The organism is Pseudomonas kermanshahensis (genome assembly GCF_014269205.2).
GTDB lineage: Bacteria > Pseudomonadota > Gammaproteobacteria > Pseudomonadales > Pseudomonadaceae > Aquipseudomonas > Aquipseudomonas kermanshahensis.
On sequence record NZ_JABWRY020000001.1, the window covers coordinates 687603 to 704168 of the forward strand.

Below are 16566 nucleotides of genomic sequence, written 5' to 3' on the forward strand. Positions count from 1 at the left end.
AAAGGGATGGAACAGCGCAATCGCATCAAGACCTTGGGCTCATTGGCCTTGCTTGCCGTGGTGGGCAGCAGTGGGGCGCAGGCCGCCGAGGCTTTCTCCAGCGAGTCAAAATGGATGACCGGCGACTGGGGCGGCACCCGCACCGAGCTGCTGGAAAAAGGCTACGACTTCACCCTCGACTACGTCGGCGAAGTGGCCGGTAACCTCAACGGCGGCTACAACGACGACAAGACGGCGCGCTACAGCGACCAGTTTGCCCTTGGCGCGCACTTGGACTTGCAGAAGATCCTGGGTTGGCACGATGCCGAATTCAAATTGGCGATCACCGAGCGCAGCGGCCGCAACCTGTCCAACGACCGCATCAGCGACCCGCGTGCCGGGCAATTCAGCTCGGTGCAGGAAGTGTGGGGGCGCGGCCAGACCTGGCGGCTGACGCAGATGTGGGTCAAGCAGAAGTACTTCGACGGGGCGCTAGACGTCAAGTTCGGCCGCTTCGGCGAAGGCGAGGACTTCAACAGCTTCCCCTGCGACTTCCAGAACCTGGCGTTCTGCGGCTCGCAGGTAGGTAACTGGGTGGGTGGCATCTGGTACAACTGGCCGGTCAGCCAGTGGGCGCTGCGGGTCAAGTACAACATCACGCCGGAATTCTTCGTCCAGGTCGGCGCCTTCGAGCAAAACCCCTCGAACCTTGAAACCGGTAACGGCTTCAAACTCAGCGGCAGCGGCACCAAGGGTGCGATCCTGCCGGTGGAGGCGGTGTGGTCGCCCAAGGTCAATGGCCTGCCGGGTGAATACCGCCTGGGTTACTACTACAGCACGGCCAAGGCCGACGACGTGTACGACGACGTCAATGGCAACCCGCAGGCCCTGACGGGCGCGGCTTTCAAGTCGCATTCGAGCAAGCACGGTTGGTGGGTGGTGGCGCAGCAGCAGGTCACGGCCCACGGCGGTGACGTCAACCGTGGCCTCAGCCTGTTCGCCAACTTTACCGTGCACGACAAGGCCACCAACGTGGTCGACAACTACCAGCAGGTCGGCCTGGTGTACAAGGGCGCCTTCGATGCTCGGCCCAAGGATGACATCGGCTTTGGCGTCGCGCGGATCCACGTCAACGACGACGTGAAGAAGCGCGCCGAGCTGCTCAATGGCCAGAGCGGCATCAACGACTACGACAACCCAGGCTTCGTGCCGCTGCAGCGCACCGAGTACAACGCCGAGCTCTATTACGGCTTCCACGTCACCAACTGGCTGACGGTGCGCCCGAACCTTCAGTACATCAAGAGCCCCGGTGGTGTGGATGAGGTGGATAACGCGCTGGTCGCGGGCTTGAAGATTCAGTCGTCATTCTGAGGGCATTTGTTGTAAATTTACGCCAATCCATTTTCGGCTCCCGGCATCCACTGGCTTGCAGTGGTTGTCGGGGATAGGCCGAGACAGCGCTATCTCAAACAACAAGAGCTCTGAACCATGCCCGAACATCCGCTACATCGCTTCTTTTCCTCGCAACGGCCCCGGCCGACGTTCGAGTGGGAGCGTTACCAGCAGCGCGATGTGCTGATCATCGACCACCCCCGTTGCCAGGCGGTATTCAGCCGGCAGGGTGCGCAGTTGCTGCACTTTCAACCGGCCGGCGAACGGCCTTGGCTGTGGTGCGCCGAACAGTGGCCGCAAGTGGGGGCCATTCGTGGCGGTGTGCCGGTGTGTTGGCCCTGGTATGGCCGCCACCCCAGCGAAGACTTGTGGCCGGCCCATGGCTGGGCGCGCCTGCTCGACTGGAAGCTGGTGGACAGCCGCGAGGATGAAGAGGGTGTGACGCTGAAGTGGCGGTTGGACCTGTGCGACTGGCAAGTCGACCTGCATGCGCGGCTGGGCAGCCGTATGGAGCTGAGCCTGAGCACCGAGCACCAGGACAGCGAACCCTGCCAGCTGAGCCATGCGCTGCTGGCGTACTGGCGTATCAGTGACGTGTCCGAGATAGCGCTGTCTGGGCTTGAGGATATCGAAGGTTACGACCGCCTGAACCGCCAGGCCTGCCGCGAAGATGGCGCGCTGAAGCTCAAGGGCGGCTGCCAGAAAGTGTACCCGGGCACCCCGCGGGTGCAGCTACAGGACCCGGCCTGGCAGCGGGAGCTGTGCATCGATACCGGTGACAGCGACGATACCGTGGTCTGGCACCCGGGCAATCGCCCGCTGATGGGCGTGAGCGGTCGCGAGTGCCTGGGCTTTGTTTGTGTCGAAGCCGCCAGTGGCAGTGGCGAGGGCCTCAGCCTGGCCCCGGGGCAGCGTGCCCACTTGCGTTTGCAGGCGCACCGGCTCAGTTGAGCTCGTCGTCCTCGATCGGGTAGCGGCTGGCGTTGAGGCTTTCCTTGATCTTGCGCAGGTGCGGCTGGAAGTCCACGCCGCGGCGCAGGGTCATGCCGGTGGCCAGCACGTCGAGCACGGTCAGCTGGATGATCCGCGAGGTCATCGGCATGTAGATGTCGGTGTCTTCTGGCAACGGAATGTGCAGGCTCAGGCTGCAGGCCTGGGCCAGCGGCGAGCCGGCAGCGGTCAGGCCAAGTACCGAGGCGCCGTTTTCGCGGGCCACGCGTGCCACCTCGACCAGCTCACGGGTACGGCCGGTGTAGGAGATGATCACGAACAGGTCGCCGGTGTGGGCCACCGAGGCCAGCATGCGTTGCATCAGCACGTCGGCGTGGGCCGACACCGCCAGGTTGAAGCGGAAGAACTTGTGCTGGGCGTCCAGCGCCACGGGGGCCGAGGCACCCAGGCCGAAGAAGTGGATCTGCCGGGCCTGGATCATCATGTCCACGGCGCGGCTGACCTGCTGCGGGTCGAGTTGCTGGCAGGCACTGTCGAGCGAGGCGATGGCGCTGCCGAAAATCTTCTGGGTGTAGGCGGCAGGGTCATCGTCGGCCTCGACCGCGCGGCTGACATAGGCAGCGCCACTGGCCAGGCTCTGCGCCAGTTGCAGCTTGAGCTCGGGGTAGCCGCTGACGCCGAACGAACGGCAGAAGCGGTTGACGGTCGGTTCGCTGACCTTGGCCGCCTGGGCCAGCGCAGCAATGCTGAACCGGGTGGCTTGTTGTGGGTTGAGCAGGATGACTTCGGCGACTTTGCGTTCGGCCTTGTTCAGCTCGTCGAGGCGTCCCTGGATCTGTTCCAGGAGGTTTCGCACGCGGTCCATGGGTGTGTCCTTGGGTCGGGAAGACAGCCGGCTGACGGAGCAGCAGGCCTTTTGCACGGTCGTCTATCGTACTGTCGGTGCGTGTGGCGCACCACTTGTCTGTAATACTCGTCGGTAATGTTGTTAGTTTTACTACATTACCCCTTGAAAACCGTATGTGAAAGCGGTATTCCTAGACCAACTTTAGGAAAGAACCAACATCATGGCTGCGATCAGTGTCGAACCTTGCACCTTTGCCCTGTTTGGCGCCCTGGGCGACCTGGCATTGCGCAAGCTGTTTCCTGCGCTTTACCAGCTCGACCGCGCCGACCTGCTGCACCCGGACACGCGTCTGTTGGCGCTGGCCCGCGAGAGCGGCAGTGCGCAGGACCACCTGAGCACCATCGAAGCGCATTTGCGCCGGCATGTCCCCGACGCGGACCTTGAGCCCGCGACACTGGGCCGCTTCCTCGGCCGGTTGAGCTACCAGCACCTGGATTTTCTCCAGCCCGAGGGCTACCAGGCGCTGGCTGAGCAGTCGCCGGGCGAGCTGCCCTTGATTGCCTATTTCGCCACGGCGGCGGCCGTTTATGGTGCCATCTGCGAGAACCTCGACAGAGCTGGCCTGGCCTCCCGTACCCGGGTGGTGCTGGAAAAACCGATCGGCCACGACCTGGAGTCGTCGCGCCGGGTCAACGATGCCGTGGCACGGTTCTTCCCCGAGAACCGGGTGTACCGCATCGACCACTACCTGGGCAAGGAGACGGTGCAGAACCTGATCGCGCTGCGCTTTGCCAACAGCCTGTTCGAAACCCAGTGGAACCAGAATTCGATCTCGCATGTGGAGATCACCGTGGCCGAAAAGGTCGGCATCGAAGGCCGCTGGGGCTATTTCGACAAGGCCGGCCAGCTGCGTGACATGATCCAGAACCACCTGCTGCAGTTGTTGTGCCTGATCGCCATGGACCCGCCCAGCGAACTTTCAGCCGACAGCATTCGCGACGAGAAGGTCAAGGTGCTCAAGGCCCTGGCACCGATCACCGGCGAAGGGCTGAGCACCCGTGTGGTGCGTGGCCAGTACATTGCCGGTTACAGCGACGGCAAACCGGTGCCCGGTTATCTGGAAGAAGACAACGCCAACGCGCAGAGCGACACCGAGACGTTCGTTGCCCTGCGCGCCGATATCCGCAACTGGCGCTGGTCGGGCGTGCCGTTCTACCTGCGCACCGGCAAGCGCATGCCGCAGAAGCTGTCGCAGATCGTCATCCACTTCAAGGAAACACCGCACTACATCTTCGCCCCGGAACAACGTTTGCAGGTGGGTAACAAGCTGATCATCCGTCTGCAACCGGACGAAGGTATTTCTTTAAGGGTGATGACCAAGGAGCAAGGCCTGGACAAGGGCATGCAACTGCGCAGCGGCCCGTTGCAGCTGAATTTTTCCGATGCCTGGCGCAGCGCGCGGATTCCGGATGCCTACGAACGCCTGTTGCTCGAGGTGATGCGCGGCAACCAGAACCTGTTCGTGCGCAAGGATGAAATTGAATATGCCTGGAAATGGTGCGACCAGTTGATCGCCGGCTGGCAAAGCGCAGGTGATGCGCCCAAGCCTTACGCGGCGGGCTCCTGGGGGCCGATGAGCTCGATTGCACTGATCACACGAGATGGGAGGGCGTGGTATGGCGATATCTGAACTGCAACTGCCGGCGGCGGTGAAGGCGCACGAACTGGCGGATGCCAAGACCCTGGCCGCAACGCTGGCCCGGGATGTGGCCGAGCGCCTGCGGGTGGCAATTGCCGCCAAAGGCCAGGCCTGCGTGGTGTTGTCCGGTGGGCGCAGCCCGGTGCCGTTTCTCGAGCGCTTGGCCGCCGAGGCGCTGGACTGGTCGAAGGTCACCGTGAGCCTCGCGGATGAGCGCTGGGTGCCGGTGGAGCATGCCGACAGCAATGCTGGCCTGCTGGCCCGCCACCTGCTCAAGGGCACTGCCGCCAAGGCACGCTTCATGGGCCTGTATCAGCAGGCTGAAAATCTTGAGCGCGCCGCCGCCAACGCCGACCAGGCGCTGGCAGACCTGCCCGCCATCGACGTGTTGGTGCTGGGCATGGGCGACGACGGCCATACTGCTTCGCTGTTCCCGAACAGCCCCAACCTGGACGACGGCCTGGCCCCAAACAGCTCCCGTCGCTGCCTGCCGATGCTGGCGCCCAGCGTGCCGCATCAGCGCCTGTCGATGACCCGCGCCTTGCTGGCCAGTGCCGCGTTTACCGCGCTGTCCGTGCAAGGCCAGGGCAAACTCGCTACCCTGCGCGCCGCGCTGGCGGGCGAAGACCTTACCGAAATGCCGATACGCGCCTTTCTTCACGACCCCCTGGACATCTACTGGTGCCCATGAGCCAAGGATCCACTGTCATGACCACCCTTGAACGCCCACAGACTCTGCTCTCGATGGCCGACAAAGCCGCCCGGATCGACGCGATCTGCGACAAGGCGCGCATCCTGCCGGTGATCACCATCGCCCGTGAGGAAGACATCCTGCCGCTGGCCGACGCCTTGGCTGCGGGCGGCATTCGTACCCTTGAGGTGACCCTGCGTTCCCAGCACGGCCTGAAGGCCATTCAGGTGCTGCGCGAGCAGCGCCCAGAGCTGTGCATTGGTGCCGGTACTGTGCTCGATCGCGGCATGTTCGCGGCAGTCGAAGCGGCTGGCGCGCAGTTCGTGGTGACCCCGGGCATTACCCAGGACATTCTCGAAGCCGGTGTGCAAAGCGATATCCCGCTCCTGCCGGGTATCAGTACGCCGTCCGAGATCATGATGGGCTACGCCCTGGGCTATCGCCGGTTCAAGCTGTTCCCGGCGGAAATCAGCGGTGGCGTGGCCGCGATCAAGGCGTTTGGCGGCCCGTTTGGCGACATTCGCTTCTGCCCGACTGGCGGGGTAAACCCGGCCAATGTGCGCAACTACATGGCGCTGCCCAATGTGATGTGCGTGGGTGGCACCTGGATGCTCGACAGCAGCTGGATCAAGAACGGCGACTGGGCGCGGATCGAGGCGTGCAGTGCTGAGGCGATGGCGTTGTTGGACGCTAACTGAATTTGTTGTGTGCTTTACGGCTTATGGGGCGCTTGGTCGGCGCCCCTTTTTTTGGGGGGTTAATCTTCCCTCATGCGTTGTGCGCAGTTGCAGGAAAACTGGTTGTACTTAGCTCGAAAGCGCCAAAGCAGCAGAAGCATTAGAATAAAAGATGAGAAGGATAAAGAATAGTAGATAAAAAGCAGTGGATCAGGTGAGGTATCAATTAAGCTATAAATTAAACCAATTCCGATAAAATTTAATGAGGCTATGCTCATTAGTGTGGGGATCCAAAAGTCAAGCATGCTTCTAAGTGTGGAGCGAGTAACGATGTAGATGTACTCACATATTAAGAAAGGTGTTGACGCAGTCAGGCATTTTGCTATGTCCAGTTTTATTTCAGGGTCGGACGTGTAGAGGCTTGCGATAAAGTCACCGAAAAAGAGGCATGCAGTTATCAGTGGCATGAGTAAAACTGCCCCACAGATCATGCCGTTTCGAAAGTCAATGCAGAATTTTCTCTTTAATTCTTTTTTGTAGTCTCGTGCGGTAAGTATACCTGTCGCTGTTGCGCTGCCAATCGACACCATGTATACAAACGTCATAAAGTGAAGCGAGGCTTGGTATGCAGGTAGACTTATATTTTCTTGAGTTTTGGCGATCAGCGTAATGATAAGGTAGACAGCGCTCTCGCCAGCGAAGCACACAGCCATAGGTACTCCATCTTTAAAGATGTTTTTATATCTTAGGAGTTTCGAAGTATTACTGGGTAATGCAATGTTTTGCTTCTTGAGTTCACGGTAGTAGAGGGTTGCTACGAAGCCGACATGGATCCATCGAAGGGTGGAGTATGCGACAATGAAATCTAAGACAGTATTGGAAGGTGAAAGCCAGAGAGTCAATGTAATGTATATAAGTAGAGAGCAGTTGAGTGAGGTCGTAAAAATTATTTCGAGTTTCGGTTTGCCTGTGGCATTGAAAAAGTTGAAAATTACAGTTTGAATGTAGATGGCAGGCAAGCTTGTGAGCAGTAAGAGTGGAGTGTGATTTGATATTATTCCCGCGGGTGTAGATGCATGTAGGAATGCGAAAGCGAGCAGGGCAACTATAGTGCCACCTGCCAAGGCATAATGTAAGGATGCGGTAGTTTGTAAGTAAGCAGTGCTATGCGCCTTATTGTTTACGGACGCACCTGCCACCCTTACCACTAGCGGAGAAAAGAAGCCTATGCCTAGTACAGTGAGAAATGAAACTAAAGCCCAAGCTATAGAAGCTTCTTCGAGCGTGTTTACGAAGATATGGCCAATAAAAGAAAAATAAAGAAAAGATAAGATTATTTCCCCAATTCTCGACAGTGTAAGGGGTATCGCAAGTTTTATTATTTCCACTGATTGATCCCGTGCCTATTTAGAGTTTTGATTTCTTTAATTATGTCGTCAAACAAATCGTCCGGCACAGGGTGCTTCGAGCTGAGTTCCAGGAACTCAAGGCATATTATTAAGATTCTGGTGAATGTGAAGTGAAGAGAAAGGTTTCGCGTGTCAAATATTGCCCCGTCTGTTAGGTTTATTGGGTGCCCATGGTTTATGATGTTGATTTTCTTGTTAGTAGAAGTTTGTAACATACCGTTTTGGAGGTCAATCACTTCGATTAGGTCGGGGGAAAGTTCATCATCTGAGGAAGTGACAAATGTTATCCAGGAGTTATTTTTTAAGAGGCGAGCTACTTGAAAGTCAGTACCTTTATCGCCGGACATCGAAAAGCAATAATCAAAGAAATCGTTATATGAATTCATATCTGAGCGGTTTAGTGTGGGGAAATTCTCTGTGGCAGCCATGAAAAGTCTTGTTGCATCTTGGTCCAGAAGATATATTGATTTTGCGCCGTGAGCCCTCAATCCCAGACATAATGATCGGCCTATACGCCCGTAGCCTATTACCAGCATTTTTTTCTGTAAGTTCCATGACTGTATGAATGACGGCAGGTTCGCAACTATCAGGTTTGCTACCATGACATTTTCTGCCATTTTGTGAGGCGAAAATGCTACTGATTTGAAAAGTTCATCTGATTTGAAAATGCGAGTACTTTCGTATTTTTTGTGACCATTGGCAGTGTCTTCAATTATCAAGAGACGGCGATTGCCTAGAGATTCTTGAATTGCATTGATGAAAGGAGCGAAATAGCCCCCTATGTCGATAATTATTATTGGAAGGGTGCTAGTTGCTGATATTCGTAAGACTTCTTCAACGGTTGTTTCAAAGTTTCTGCGAGAGCGAGACTTTATTATTCTCGTTGGATCACTGATGTGAACTAAAAGATCCTTATTGAGTGAGCTTTTTTTTGGGTATCAAATACAGGTTCTTAAAAATGCCGCTCCATTGATTGGCAATGCTCAAATTTACGGTGGTGCTTAGGTGCATTACGCTAAATACAATGCAGTTGTCTAGGTTCTTGTGGTTTATGGCTTCGTGATGTGCCAATATTTTGGTGTATAGTTTATTTGATATGCCTGATGCGTTAAAGTAATTCAATCTTTTGGTGGGTGGGGCTTGATCAGAAATAGACTTTATGTTGTTCATTTGATATCCTTGAGTATAAAGTCCATGTTGGAGGAGGTAATTAACTCATGAAGGATCTCCATGTAGCGTCCTGATAGGACTGAAACGATGGTTGCGTCAGGCGTGTGGGCGCTTAAGTGATCAAATAACTGAGAGAGAGGGTATTCAGTTTCTGAGTAAAAATACGGAAGTCTAAGGGAGGTCTGAGTATCTATATCTAATTCATAATTGGGCGGGGTTTGCGCTTTTAATAAGTTGCATTCGAGTATAATTTCCTGAGTAAGCTGGCATAGTGAAAGCGTTTTCCAGGTGAGAGATTTTTCCTTATCGCCTTCTTGTGCTAGACGAGCGCCTATTTGGTAAAGGAATGCATGGTTAATTTTGGAAAAACTGGTAGTTTCCTCCGAAATGTTTACGCAATGTTCAAATATGCTTTTTGATATAATATTTAATTTGAGTAGCTCTTTGAGGCTTTCGCTGATTGAGTTAATCATATTCGATAATTGTCCTTGTTGGGGTGTCGAGATATATTGAGCGGTTAATTAGTTTTTTTGCAGTTTTGATTGAGTTTATGAATAGTGTCGGTATTTCGCGAGATCTTGCGACGCTGGCCCGAACAAAAAAGGAGGATCGATCAGTTCCTGCAAATATATAGGCCAGGGGTGGCGGGGCTTTTAAGTCAAAGGGGGTATCTGCAAAGTTTATGCTAATAGCACTGTAGTCAGTTGGGGTAATACCATGCAGAACTTTTCCAATCGTAGTGCCAGCAACCTCGCAAATCGAGCCGGTTGTGTCAAAAATGATGGGGGAGGGTTTTGGTGTGAGCAATATGTTTCGTATTATTTCGTGTTCGTCGATATCAACCAAATAGATTTCTGTGAAAGCGGTTGACGCTGTATGTGATCCGTTTTTTAGTTGTCGAGTCAACTCATCTGCTTCGTCAGGATTTATAATTTTAGCAATCTGCAGGATTTTCGGGGCCAGCCAAGGATGTCGGGTTGCCAGACCTCCCGAAAATATAAAATGGTGTAGATCTTTGTTCTTTGAGGTTAATCTGAATATTTCACATGCAATTGATAGTAGGTAGTTGTCGCAAGCTTCCTTGTGTTGCTCATCACCAAGGATTTCTTCGACAGTAACGGTGCTATTAGATGGAAGGTCTGAAAGCCCATAAATCCCGCTATTACGGTTAACAGCTTCAGAAAGCCTATTGGCTGGAAAGCCATATTTAAGCATGCGCAAAACTAAGCCTAGAGGCTGGGATCCTGATCTGTTGTGCATAACCGGCCCGTCGCAAGCAGCAAACTTCATGCTGTTATATGAAATGGCGCCGTTGACGATGGCCGTCACGCTTACGCCTGAGCCAATCTGAGTAAGCAAACCTGTAAAATTCGGAATGCCATACTTTTTTTCTAGTGTTCTCAAACAAGCTTTTGAAGCAAGTCCGTGATAGCCATGCGAGATAAGGCCATAACGGCGAATAATTTTACTTTCGAACGGGATTTCATTGGGTGTATGCAGTGATAGATCAGAAACTGCTTGGTCACGAACTATGAATTGCTGAGTTTCTTTGAATGAGGATTTCGCATGCGAGATAACTGATAGGCAAAGTTTGTTGTGTCGAGAACTTAGGTAGTCGTTAAATTCAAGTATTTGCTCAATTCTAGGTGATAACTTTTCAATGTCAGCACCATGACCTGCAAATTTAACTCGATGTCCAATAATGGATGGTTTTTTCCAGTCAAGAGTTCTAATTGCTGTATTGAGTAGGCTGATAAGTGTTGATGCAGCAAGATCCAAATCATCGCCGATGAAAAGTGAAAATATTTTGTTTTCATGCGTTGTTATGTTTTTGAATGTGATCTTGACGGTTTGTTTTTTTAGTCCGATGTAATTTATATTGATATCTACTCGCTGGTCTCGATTGAATATTGCGCTCTTTATGGAAGAGCTTCCAACGTTTATAGAAAGTATTGTTCTTTCGTGGGGGAGGATGGGTGTCATTTTTAGTCCCATTCTTTTAAAAGGCTTACTAATGAGGGGGTGTCCTCGGCGGCAAAATATTTTTCCGAAAATAGTACTCACAAGTGGATACTTTGTGCTCTGTATGCTTTCTATTGTTAAACTCTTCATCCAACGCGGCCAGCGATTCTTTCTGTGAGGGTAGACTTGTTGAGGTGCCTAGAATTTTTTCCAATGCTTTGAATACACGGTCAATATAGTTTAGGGTTTCTTCGATATATCTACGGCATTCTGATTCCGAGCGTGCTCCACGTCGAGAAAGCTCAAAAAAACTATTCTTTAGCTCTTCATGCCCAGACAACATATGCATATTGGAGTAAATCCACTTGGGGTGCTTGTTTGTCATTCCGGACAAAAATGTAAGACTCATCGTTGATTTGAACATTAAATCACGTGCTATCTCGCATCCCATCCATAAATTCCCGGATTGCCAGCATCCCTGGATATCTTGGAATGCATAGAATACCGGCAGCTTTTCTCTATGGGATAGATAGGTGTGTTTATCCTTTGGGATGCGAGATCTAAGTTCACTGTATAGTGGGATATTAAATAGTGGGTGCCCGGTTAGTGTTCGATGGATTACGTTGTTTTCCCGCTCTAGGAGCACTGGGCTATATAGGAATCGTTGGTCTTTCGTAACTTCATTGTAGGATGTATGGATTTTTTTTATTATTTCATGAACCTCTGTGTATGTAATGTAATCTATATCAATGTGTAGGCCGCTTGTGCCATAGAAGTCAGTTGTGTTGTGAACTTCGCTGTTCTGGCGCAGGTAGTGGTAGTTTATGTCAGTTACTAGCGCATGATTGCTTGCGGTTACATCGTTCGCCTTAGGGCGAGCTTCGCACAACACGATGCAGTCTATATCGGAGTGGATTGATCCTATTCCCTCAATCAGAGAGCCTGATGCAATCAAAGTGCTGGTGCTTTCAAGCGTGCAACGACTTCGTAAGTAGTCAAGAGGTATGGTTACTTCGCCATCTAAAATTATGATTTCGTTTTCTGTAATGCTTGAGTTGTGGGTTTTTATAAGTGTGTTCATCGTAAGCACCTTTTAAGTTCGCACTCGAAGTGAATGGCGAGGTGCCTTGGAGTGTGCTTTCGATAATGGATTTTAACTAGGTCGAAACGTCCTTCCTGGTCGTAGGATTTATCCTTGCTACGTTACAGTCAATTCCTATTGTTTTCGATGGAGTTAAACAAATTGTTTTTCGGGGTGAAATGATCCAATTCACAACGATTTTTTTGATGTCGACGATTGATGGGTATAAGTAACCACAAGGCCTGGCTGTTTAAGGCATCAAGCTTGTCGGTTATCACCAGTCCAAACTGTTCGAGCGGAAATCAGCGGTGGCGTGGCGGGGATTAAGGCGTTTGGCGGCTCGTTTGGCGACATTCGCTTCTGCCCAACTGGCGGGGTCAACCCAGCTAATGTGCGCAACTACATGGCGCTGCCCAATGTGATGTGCGTGGGTGGCACCTGGATGCTCGACAGCAGCTGGATCAAGAACGGCGACTGGGCGCGGATCGAGGCGTGCAGTGCCGAGGCGATGGCGTTGTTGGACGCTAACTGAATTTGTTGTGTGCTTTACGGCTTATGGGGCGCTTGGTCGGCGCCCCCTTTTTTTGACCTTGATCCGGTTGTTAATCCCTTCTAGCTGTCCAGTGTGCATGGGCAAACGCACCCCTGCTCAGGATCCGCGCCAGTAGCCCCTCCGTCGTTTAGCAAACTGCTTCAGTGCCGGTAACGCACTTCCATCAGCAAGCCATGCCACTGCGCTTGCTTGATGAGCTTGCGTGGAAGTTTGTCATGCCGCAGGCGGTTGGCCTCATCCACTCGAACCCAGTTAATCATCATCTATCAAGCCGCCGTTCTTGTTTCTGTCTTTCCCGGGATTCCGTGAAGAACCTTTTTTAAGTGTGAAGAAGCATCTTGGCTGAAGTTGCTGTGGCAGCGACTTAGTGGTCTACACCTATTTCCCTGCGAGAAATCAATCGCAGCCGCACTTTTCCAGCATTCAGTGAAGAGTATCTTTAATGCCTGCTGTTGTGCAGTGCATTGATGCTTTCAATCTTAATGCAGTCAGCCCTCTGCTCATGGAGCTTATTCAAACGGGGTGAGAACTCTTTCCCGATTATTTATGCCATAACGTGATGGCTATGATGATGCGCCAATTTTGATCGCGGAGCGTCAGTAATGAGTGATTACGCATCAGTAAGATTTAATGGGTCGTATGAAATAGAGCGAAGTCTTTACTCCTTGAGTGTAGGCGAGTCTGGAGTTTTTGTAGGCGGTGATACGGTTCTAGGCGCTATACACGTTCACGGAAAGACACTGGAGTGCTTCACTCGGCCGGTTTATGCGTATCTGGCGCATTGTGAGATGGTGCAAGGCACCGTCTCGGGAGGGAGTGTTCATCGCCAACCCTATCAGTGCGGTTTCAGTAGCTGGTTTTATTCCGAAGTGGTAGGGGGCTTCAAAGTCAGTCCGGGCATCGATCGAGTCAATGCCCTGTCGGGTATTGTGTGTGGTGTATCTCCGCGCAAACTGTGGGCGAAGCCAAGTACTTGTTTCAAGGACATTCCCCTGAGCGGAGCGGGGCACTTCTCTATCTATCAAATGCACATGGTGTATGCCCATTGTGCAGTGGGTAAGTCATTAAAAAAAATTCAGGGCAGTCAGGCGCTATCTGAGGCATTTCATAGCGTTGATAGCCAACGGATCATGCTGTCGTCCCTTGGCTTCGACCGGCTCTTGGCAGTCGGACTTGAGGATAGCGTCGAGCCTGAGTCGTGGAGTGCAGTTAAGAAGAAGCTACTGCAGGAATCAGCTTTCGATATGACGTCGTTCGCTGATGTTGGGCAGATTGAGAAATTCAATCGTTACATTTAAATAAGCGTGCTGGAGATGTTGCATGAGCTTTATTGATAAAGAAATGATCAGGCAGATTGATAATTTCCCACACAAGCGTGGGCTTTACGACATTGAGAAACATCTGTATGGAGGTGATGGAAAAGTCAATGCTGGCTGCTGGATTTTTGGCGATACGGTCTATGGGGATATGTATCTCGGGAATCAGAACTGGGGCACCTACAGTACGCCGATCTTGGCCTATCTTGAGTACCTGGGGATGGCGCGGGTACCCAGTAGCGTTACTCATGCTGAGGAAGTTTCCATTGTGGAGGGATACAGTTACGCATTCACCTCTTCCATGGAAACTGAAGTCAACCTAGGTGCTGGTTTTTTGGGCAGTGTGGTGGGGGGGAAGTTAACGTCTAGTACGACTGAGGGAATCAGCAAGTCAACGGGCCGCTCCCGAAAAATTGAAATTGAAGGGCCTGGAATTTATAATTTTTATCAGATGCATTTGGTATATGCCCATTGTGTCACGGGGGCCGGGGGTTTTGCAGATTTCTTCAAGTATGCAAAGACAAAACAAATAGGCGGTGAGACATTCAGGGAAGACCTTTGTATTCTGACCTCGATGGCAACCAGTTCCATTATCACTGTGGCCAGCGCGAACTCGGTAAAGCCATTAGGGTGGGGTGAGATTCAAGAAGCCGCCTTGATGAAGGGGCACAACTTCCCTGGAAATAGTGGCCGATGGATATTTAACTACGGCGCGTACCATACACCTGGCAGCCGATACTGAGTGAGGTTGGTGCTGTAAAAGAAACCGCACGCTGGGTGCGGTTTCTTTACAAAGCGCATCAGGCCGCTTTGGCTTCCTGCTGGCTCAGCGAGCGGTTAAGCGCGCTGAACAACGCCTTGAAGCTGGCTGTGGTGATGTTTTCATCGATGCCCACACCATGAACCGGGCGACCACCGGCCACGCGCAGTTCGATGTACGCTGCCGCCTTGGCATTGGTGCCAGCGCCAATGGCGTGCTCGTTGTAGTCCATGATTTCTACGGCGATCGGCAGGCCGGCCACCAGGGCTTCCAGGGCGCCATTGCCCTTGCCGCGCCAGTGCAGGGTGGTTTCGCCTTCGCCGGCGACTTCCACTTCCACGGCGCTGTGGCCGTTTTCTTCCTGCAGGCGGTGGCTGACCAGCGCATACGGGGCGTTGGCCTGGAGGTATTCCTTCTGCAGCAGGCTGTAGATCTGCTTGGCGGTCATTTCCAGGCCGAGGCGGTCGGTTTCACCCTGTACCACTTGGCTGAATTCGATCTGCATGCGGCGCGGCAGGCTGATGCCGTATTCCTGCTCGAGCAGGTAGGTGATGCCGCCTTTGCCCGACTGGCTGTTGACGCGGATGACCGCCTCGTAGCTGCGGCCGATGTCGGCCGGGTCGATCGGCAGGTAGGGCACTTCCCACAGCTCGCCTTCCTGTTGCTTGGCGAAGCCCTTGCGGATGGCGTCCTGGTGCGAGCCGGAGAACGCGGTGTGGACCAGGTCGCCCACATACGGGTGACGTGGGTGCACCGGCAGCTGGTTGCACTCTTCGACGACTTTGCGCACGCCGTCGATGTCGGAGAAGTCCAGCTGCGGGTCGATGCCCTGGGTGTAGAGGTTCAGTGCCAAGGTCACCAGGTCGACGTTGCCGGTACGCTCGCCGTTGCCGAACAGGCAGCCTTCGGCGCGGTCGGCGCCGGCCATCAAGCCCAACTCGGTGGCGGCGATGCCGGTGCCGCGGTCGTTGTGGCAGTGCAGGCTGATGATCACGCTGTCACGGCGGCTGATGTTGCGGCAGAACCACTCGATCTGGTCGGCGTAGATGTTCGGCGTGGCGACTTCGACGGTGGCCGGCAGGTTGAGGATCAGCTTGTGCTCAGGGGTCGGGTTCCACACCTCGATGACCGCGTCGCAGACTTCCTTGGCGAATTCCAGTTCGGTGGCGCTGAAGGTTTCAGGCGAGTACTGGAAGGTCCACTGGGTTTCCGGCTGCTGGGCGGCGTACTTGACGAACAGTTTGGCCGCGTTCACTGCGATGTCTTTCACGCCTTGCTTGTCCTGGTTGAAGACAATGCGGCGGAACGACGGGCTGGTGGCGTTGTACAGGTGGACGATGGCCTTCTTGGCGCCGCGCAGCGATTCGAACGTACGGGCGATGAGGTCTTCGCGGGCCTGGGTCAGCACCTGGATGGTGGTGTCGTCCGGGATGTGGCCGTCTTCGATCAGGGTACGGACGAAGTCGAAATCGGTTTGCGAAGCGGACGGGAACGAGGCTTCGATTTCCTTGACGCCAACCTGCACCAAGGTCTTCCAGAAACGCAGCTTCTTCTCCGAATCCATCGGCTCGATCAGCGACTGGTTGCCATCACGCAGGTCGGAGCTGCACCAGATCGGCGCTGCAGTGATGGTTTTCGACGGCCAGGTGCGGTCAGGCAGGTCGATGGTCGGGAACGCGCGGTATTTCTTCGAAGGGTCTTTGAGCATGGTCATGGAAGCAATCCTTTTGTATGCGGCCGAGATCGGGCCTGCCGAGCAATAACGAGATGAAAAGGCGAGGCGACGCGATTCACCCTGGTAGTCGGGCACTGACCAGGCAGAGGCTGCGATGTTGTCGGAGCAGAATGAGGGTGCTGAAGGTTTTCATGCCTCAACCCTAACCAGTGGGGTGAGGGATGGCAAGTGTTCGTAAAAAATTGAGAGGAATGCTTAAAAAAAGCTATATAGCGAGATTTTGTAGCGCTTATTGCGGCAAGGCTTTGAGGTTTTTGCGCGGTACTTTTTGATGGCGCAAGACAAGGGAAGTGGGGGTGTTTGGCCCGGCCTCTTCGCGGGCAAGCCCGCTCCCACAGGGATCT

General features: G+C 53.5%; 14 protein-coding genes and 2 pseudogenes. 8 read left to right on the forward strand and 8 right to left on the reverse strand.

Annotation, left to right across the window (positions count from 1 at the left end; translation table 11 throughout):
• The first annotated feature begins 6 nt into the window (after positions 1-6).
• Together HU764_RS03185 and HU764_RS03190 are read left to right on the forward strand one after the other, a co-directional pair.
• The gene (locus HU764_RS03185) at positions 7-1350 is read left to right on the forward strand and encodes a carbohydrate porin (protein ID WP_099453047.1); all 1344 of its coding nucleotides are present in this window, start codon (positions 7-9) and stop codon (positions 1348-1350) included.
• Positions 1351-1467: 117 nt separating this feature from the next.
• Complete coding sequence (locus HU764_RS03190; RefSeq protein ID WP_027595669.1) at positions 1468-2322, forward strand: D-hexose-6-phosphate mutarotase; 855 nt, start codon at positions 1468-1470, stop codon at positions 2320-2322.
• Here the strand turns inward: HU764_RS03190 and hexR are convergent.
• On the reverse strand, positions 2315-3178 hold the full coding sequence (gene hexR, locus HU764_RS03195) for a DNA-binding transcriptional regulator HexR (protein ID WP_172960401.1): 864 nt from the start codon (positions 3176-3178) through the stop codon (positions 2315-2317). The genes HU764_RS03190 and hexR overlap by 8 nt on opposite strands.
• Positions 3179-3389: 211 nt before the next feature.
• Here hexR and zwf point away from each other — a divergent pair, with 211 nt between their 5' ends.
• From zwf to HU764_RS03210, 3 genes are read left to right on the forward strand one after another with little or no spacing between them, the layout of a single operon-like run.
• Positions 3390-4859, forward strand: coding sequence for a glucose-6-phosphate dehydrogenase (gene zwf / locus HU764_RS03200; protein WP_085272690.1), 1470 nt, complete (start codon positions 3390-3392; stop codon positions 4857-4859).
• Positions 4846-5559, forward strand: coding sequence for a 6-phosphogluconolactonase (gene pgl, locus HU764_RS03205; RefSeq protein WP_186675710.1), 714 nt, complete (start codon positions 4846-4848; stop codon positions 5557-5559). Before zwf ends, pgl begins: the two co-directional genes overlap by 14 nt.
• Positions 5560-5576: 17 nt before the next feature.
• Positions 5577-6257 (forward strand): bifunctional 4-hydroxy-2-oxoglutarate aldolase/2-dehydro-3-deoxy-phosphogluconate aldolase, encoded by a 681-nt coding sequence (locus HU764_RS03210; protein WP_099453051.1) that lies wholly within the window; start codon positions 5577-5579, stop codon positions 6255-6257.
• Between the two features lie 59 nt (positions 6258-6316).
• On the opposite strand, the gene HU764_RS27915 is transcribed toward HU764_RS03210, so the two are convergent.
• The 5 genes from HU764_RS27915 to HU764_RS03235 form a co-directional block, all read right to left on the reverse strand.
• Positions 6317-7624, reverse strand: a complete 1308-nt coding sequence (locus HU764_RS27915) for an MATE family efflux transporter (RefSeq protein ID WP_186703525.1) — start codon at positions 7622-7624, stop codon at positions 6317-6319.
• Positions 7615-8247: a Rossmann-fold NAD(P)-binding domain-containing protein gene (locus HU764_RS03220; RefSeq protein ID WP_186703526.1), complete on the reverse strand. Its 633-nt coding sequence runs from the start codon at positions 8245-8247 to the stop codon at positions 7615-7617. Before HU764_RS03220 ends, HU764_RS27915 begins: the two co-directional genes overlap by 10 nt.
• Positions 8248-8811: 564 nt before the next feature.
• On the reverse strand, positions 8812-9288 hold the full coding sequence (locus HU764_RS03225; RefSeq protein WP_186703527.1) for a hypothetical protein: 477 nt from the start codon (positions 9286-9288) through the stop codon (positions 8812-8814).
• Positions 9281-10879, reverse strand: a complete 1599-nt coding sequence (locus HU764_RS03230; protein ID WP_338109058.1) for a hypothetical protein — start codon at positions 10877-10879, stop codon at positions 9281-9283. Before HU764_RS03230 ends, HU764_RS03225 begins: the two co-directional genes overlap by 8 nt.
• Positions 10827-11858 carry a hypothetical protein gene (locus HU764_RS03235; RefSeq protein WP_225935607.1) on the reverse strand — a complete coding sequence of 344 codons (1032 nt, stop codon included), beginning with the start codon at positions 11856-11858 and terminating at the stop codon, positions 10827-10829. Before HU764_RS03235 ends, HU764_RS03230 begins: the two co-directional genes overlap by 53 nt.
• Positions 11859-12124: 266 nt before the next feature.
• Here HU764_RS03235 and HU764_RS03240 point away from each other — a divergent pair.
• Positions 12125-12390: pseudogene (locus HU764_RS03240) on the forward strand (beta/alpha barrel domain-containing protein); the annotation flags it as partial.
• A 45-nt stretch (positions 12391-12435) separates the two neighbouring features.
• Here the strand turns inward: HU764_RS03240 and HU764_RS28035 are convergent.
• Positions 12436-12671: pseudogene (locus HU764_RS28035) on the reverse strand (transposase); the annotation flags it as partial.
• A 342-nt stretch (positions 12672-13013) separates the two neighbouring features.
• On the opposite strand from HU764_RS28035, the gene HU764_RS03250 reads away from it, so the two are divergent.
• Positions 13014-13709, forward strand: coding sequence for a monalysin family beta-barrel pore-forming toxin (locus HU764_RS03250; RefSeq protein WP_186703529.1), 696 nt, complete (start codon positions 13014-13016; stop codon positions 13707-13709).
• Positions 13710-13731: 22 nt separating this feature from the next.
• On the forward strand, positions 13732-14469 hold the full coding sequence (locus tag HU764_RS03255; RefSeq protein ID WP_186675748.1) for a monalysin family beta-barrel pore-forming toxin: 738 nt from the start codon (positions 13732-13734) through the stop codon (positions 14467-14469).
• A gap of 58 nt (positions 14470-14527) precedes the next feature.
• Here the strand turns inward: HU764_RS03255 and leuA are convergent, their stop codons facing one another.
• Positions 14528-16201: a 2-isopropylmalate synthase gene (gene leuA, locus HU764_RS03260; protein WP_085272692.1), complete on the reverse strand. Its 1674-nt coding sequence runs from the start codon at positions 16199-16201 to the stop codon at positions 14528-14530.
• Between the last annotated feature and the right edge of the window lie 365 nt (positions 16202-16566).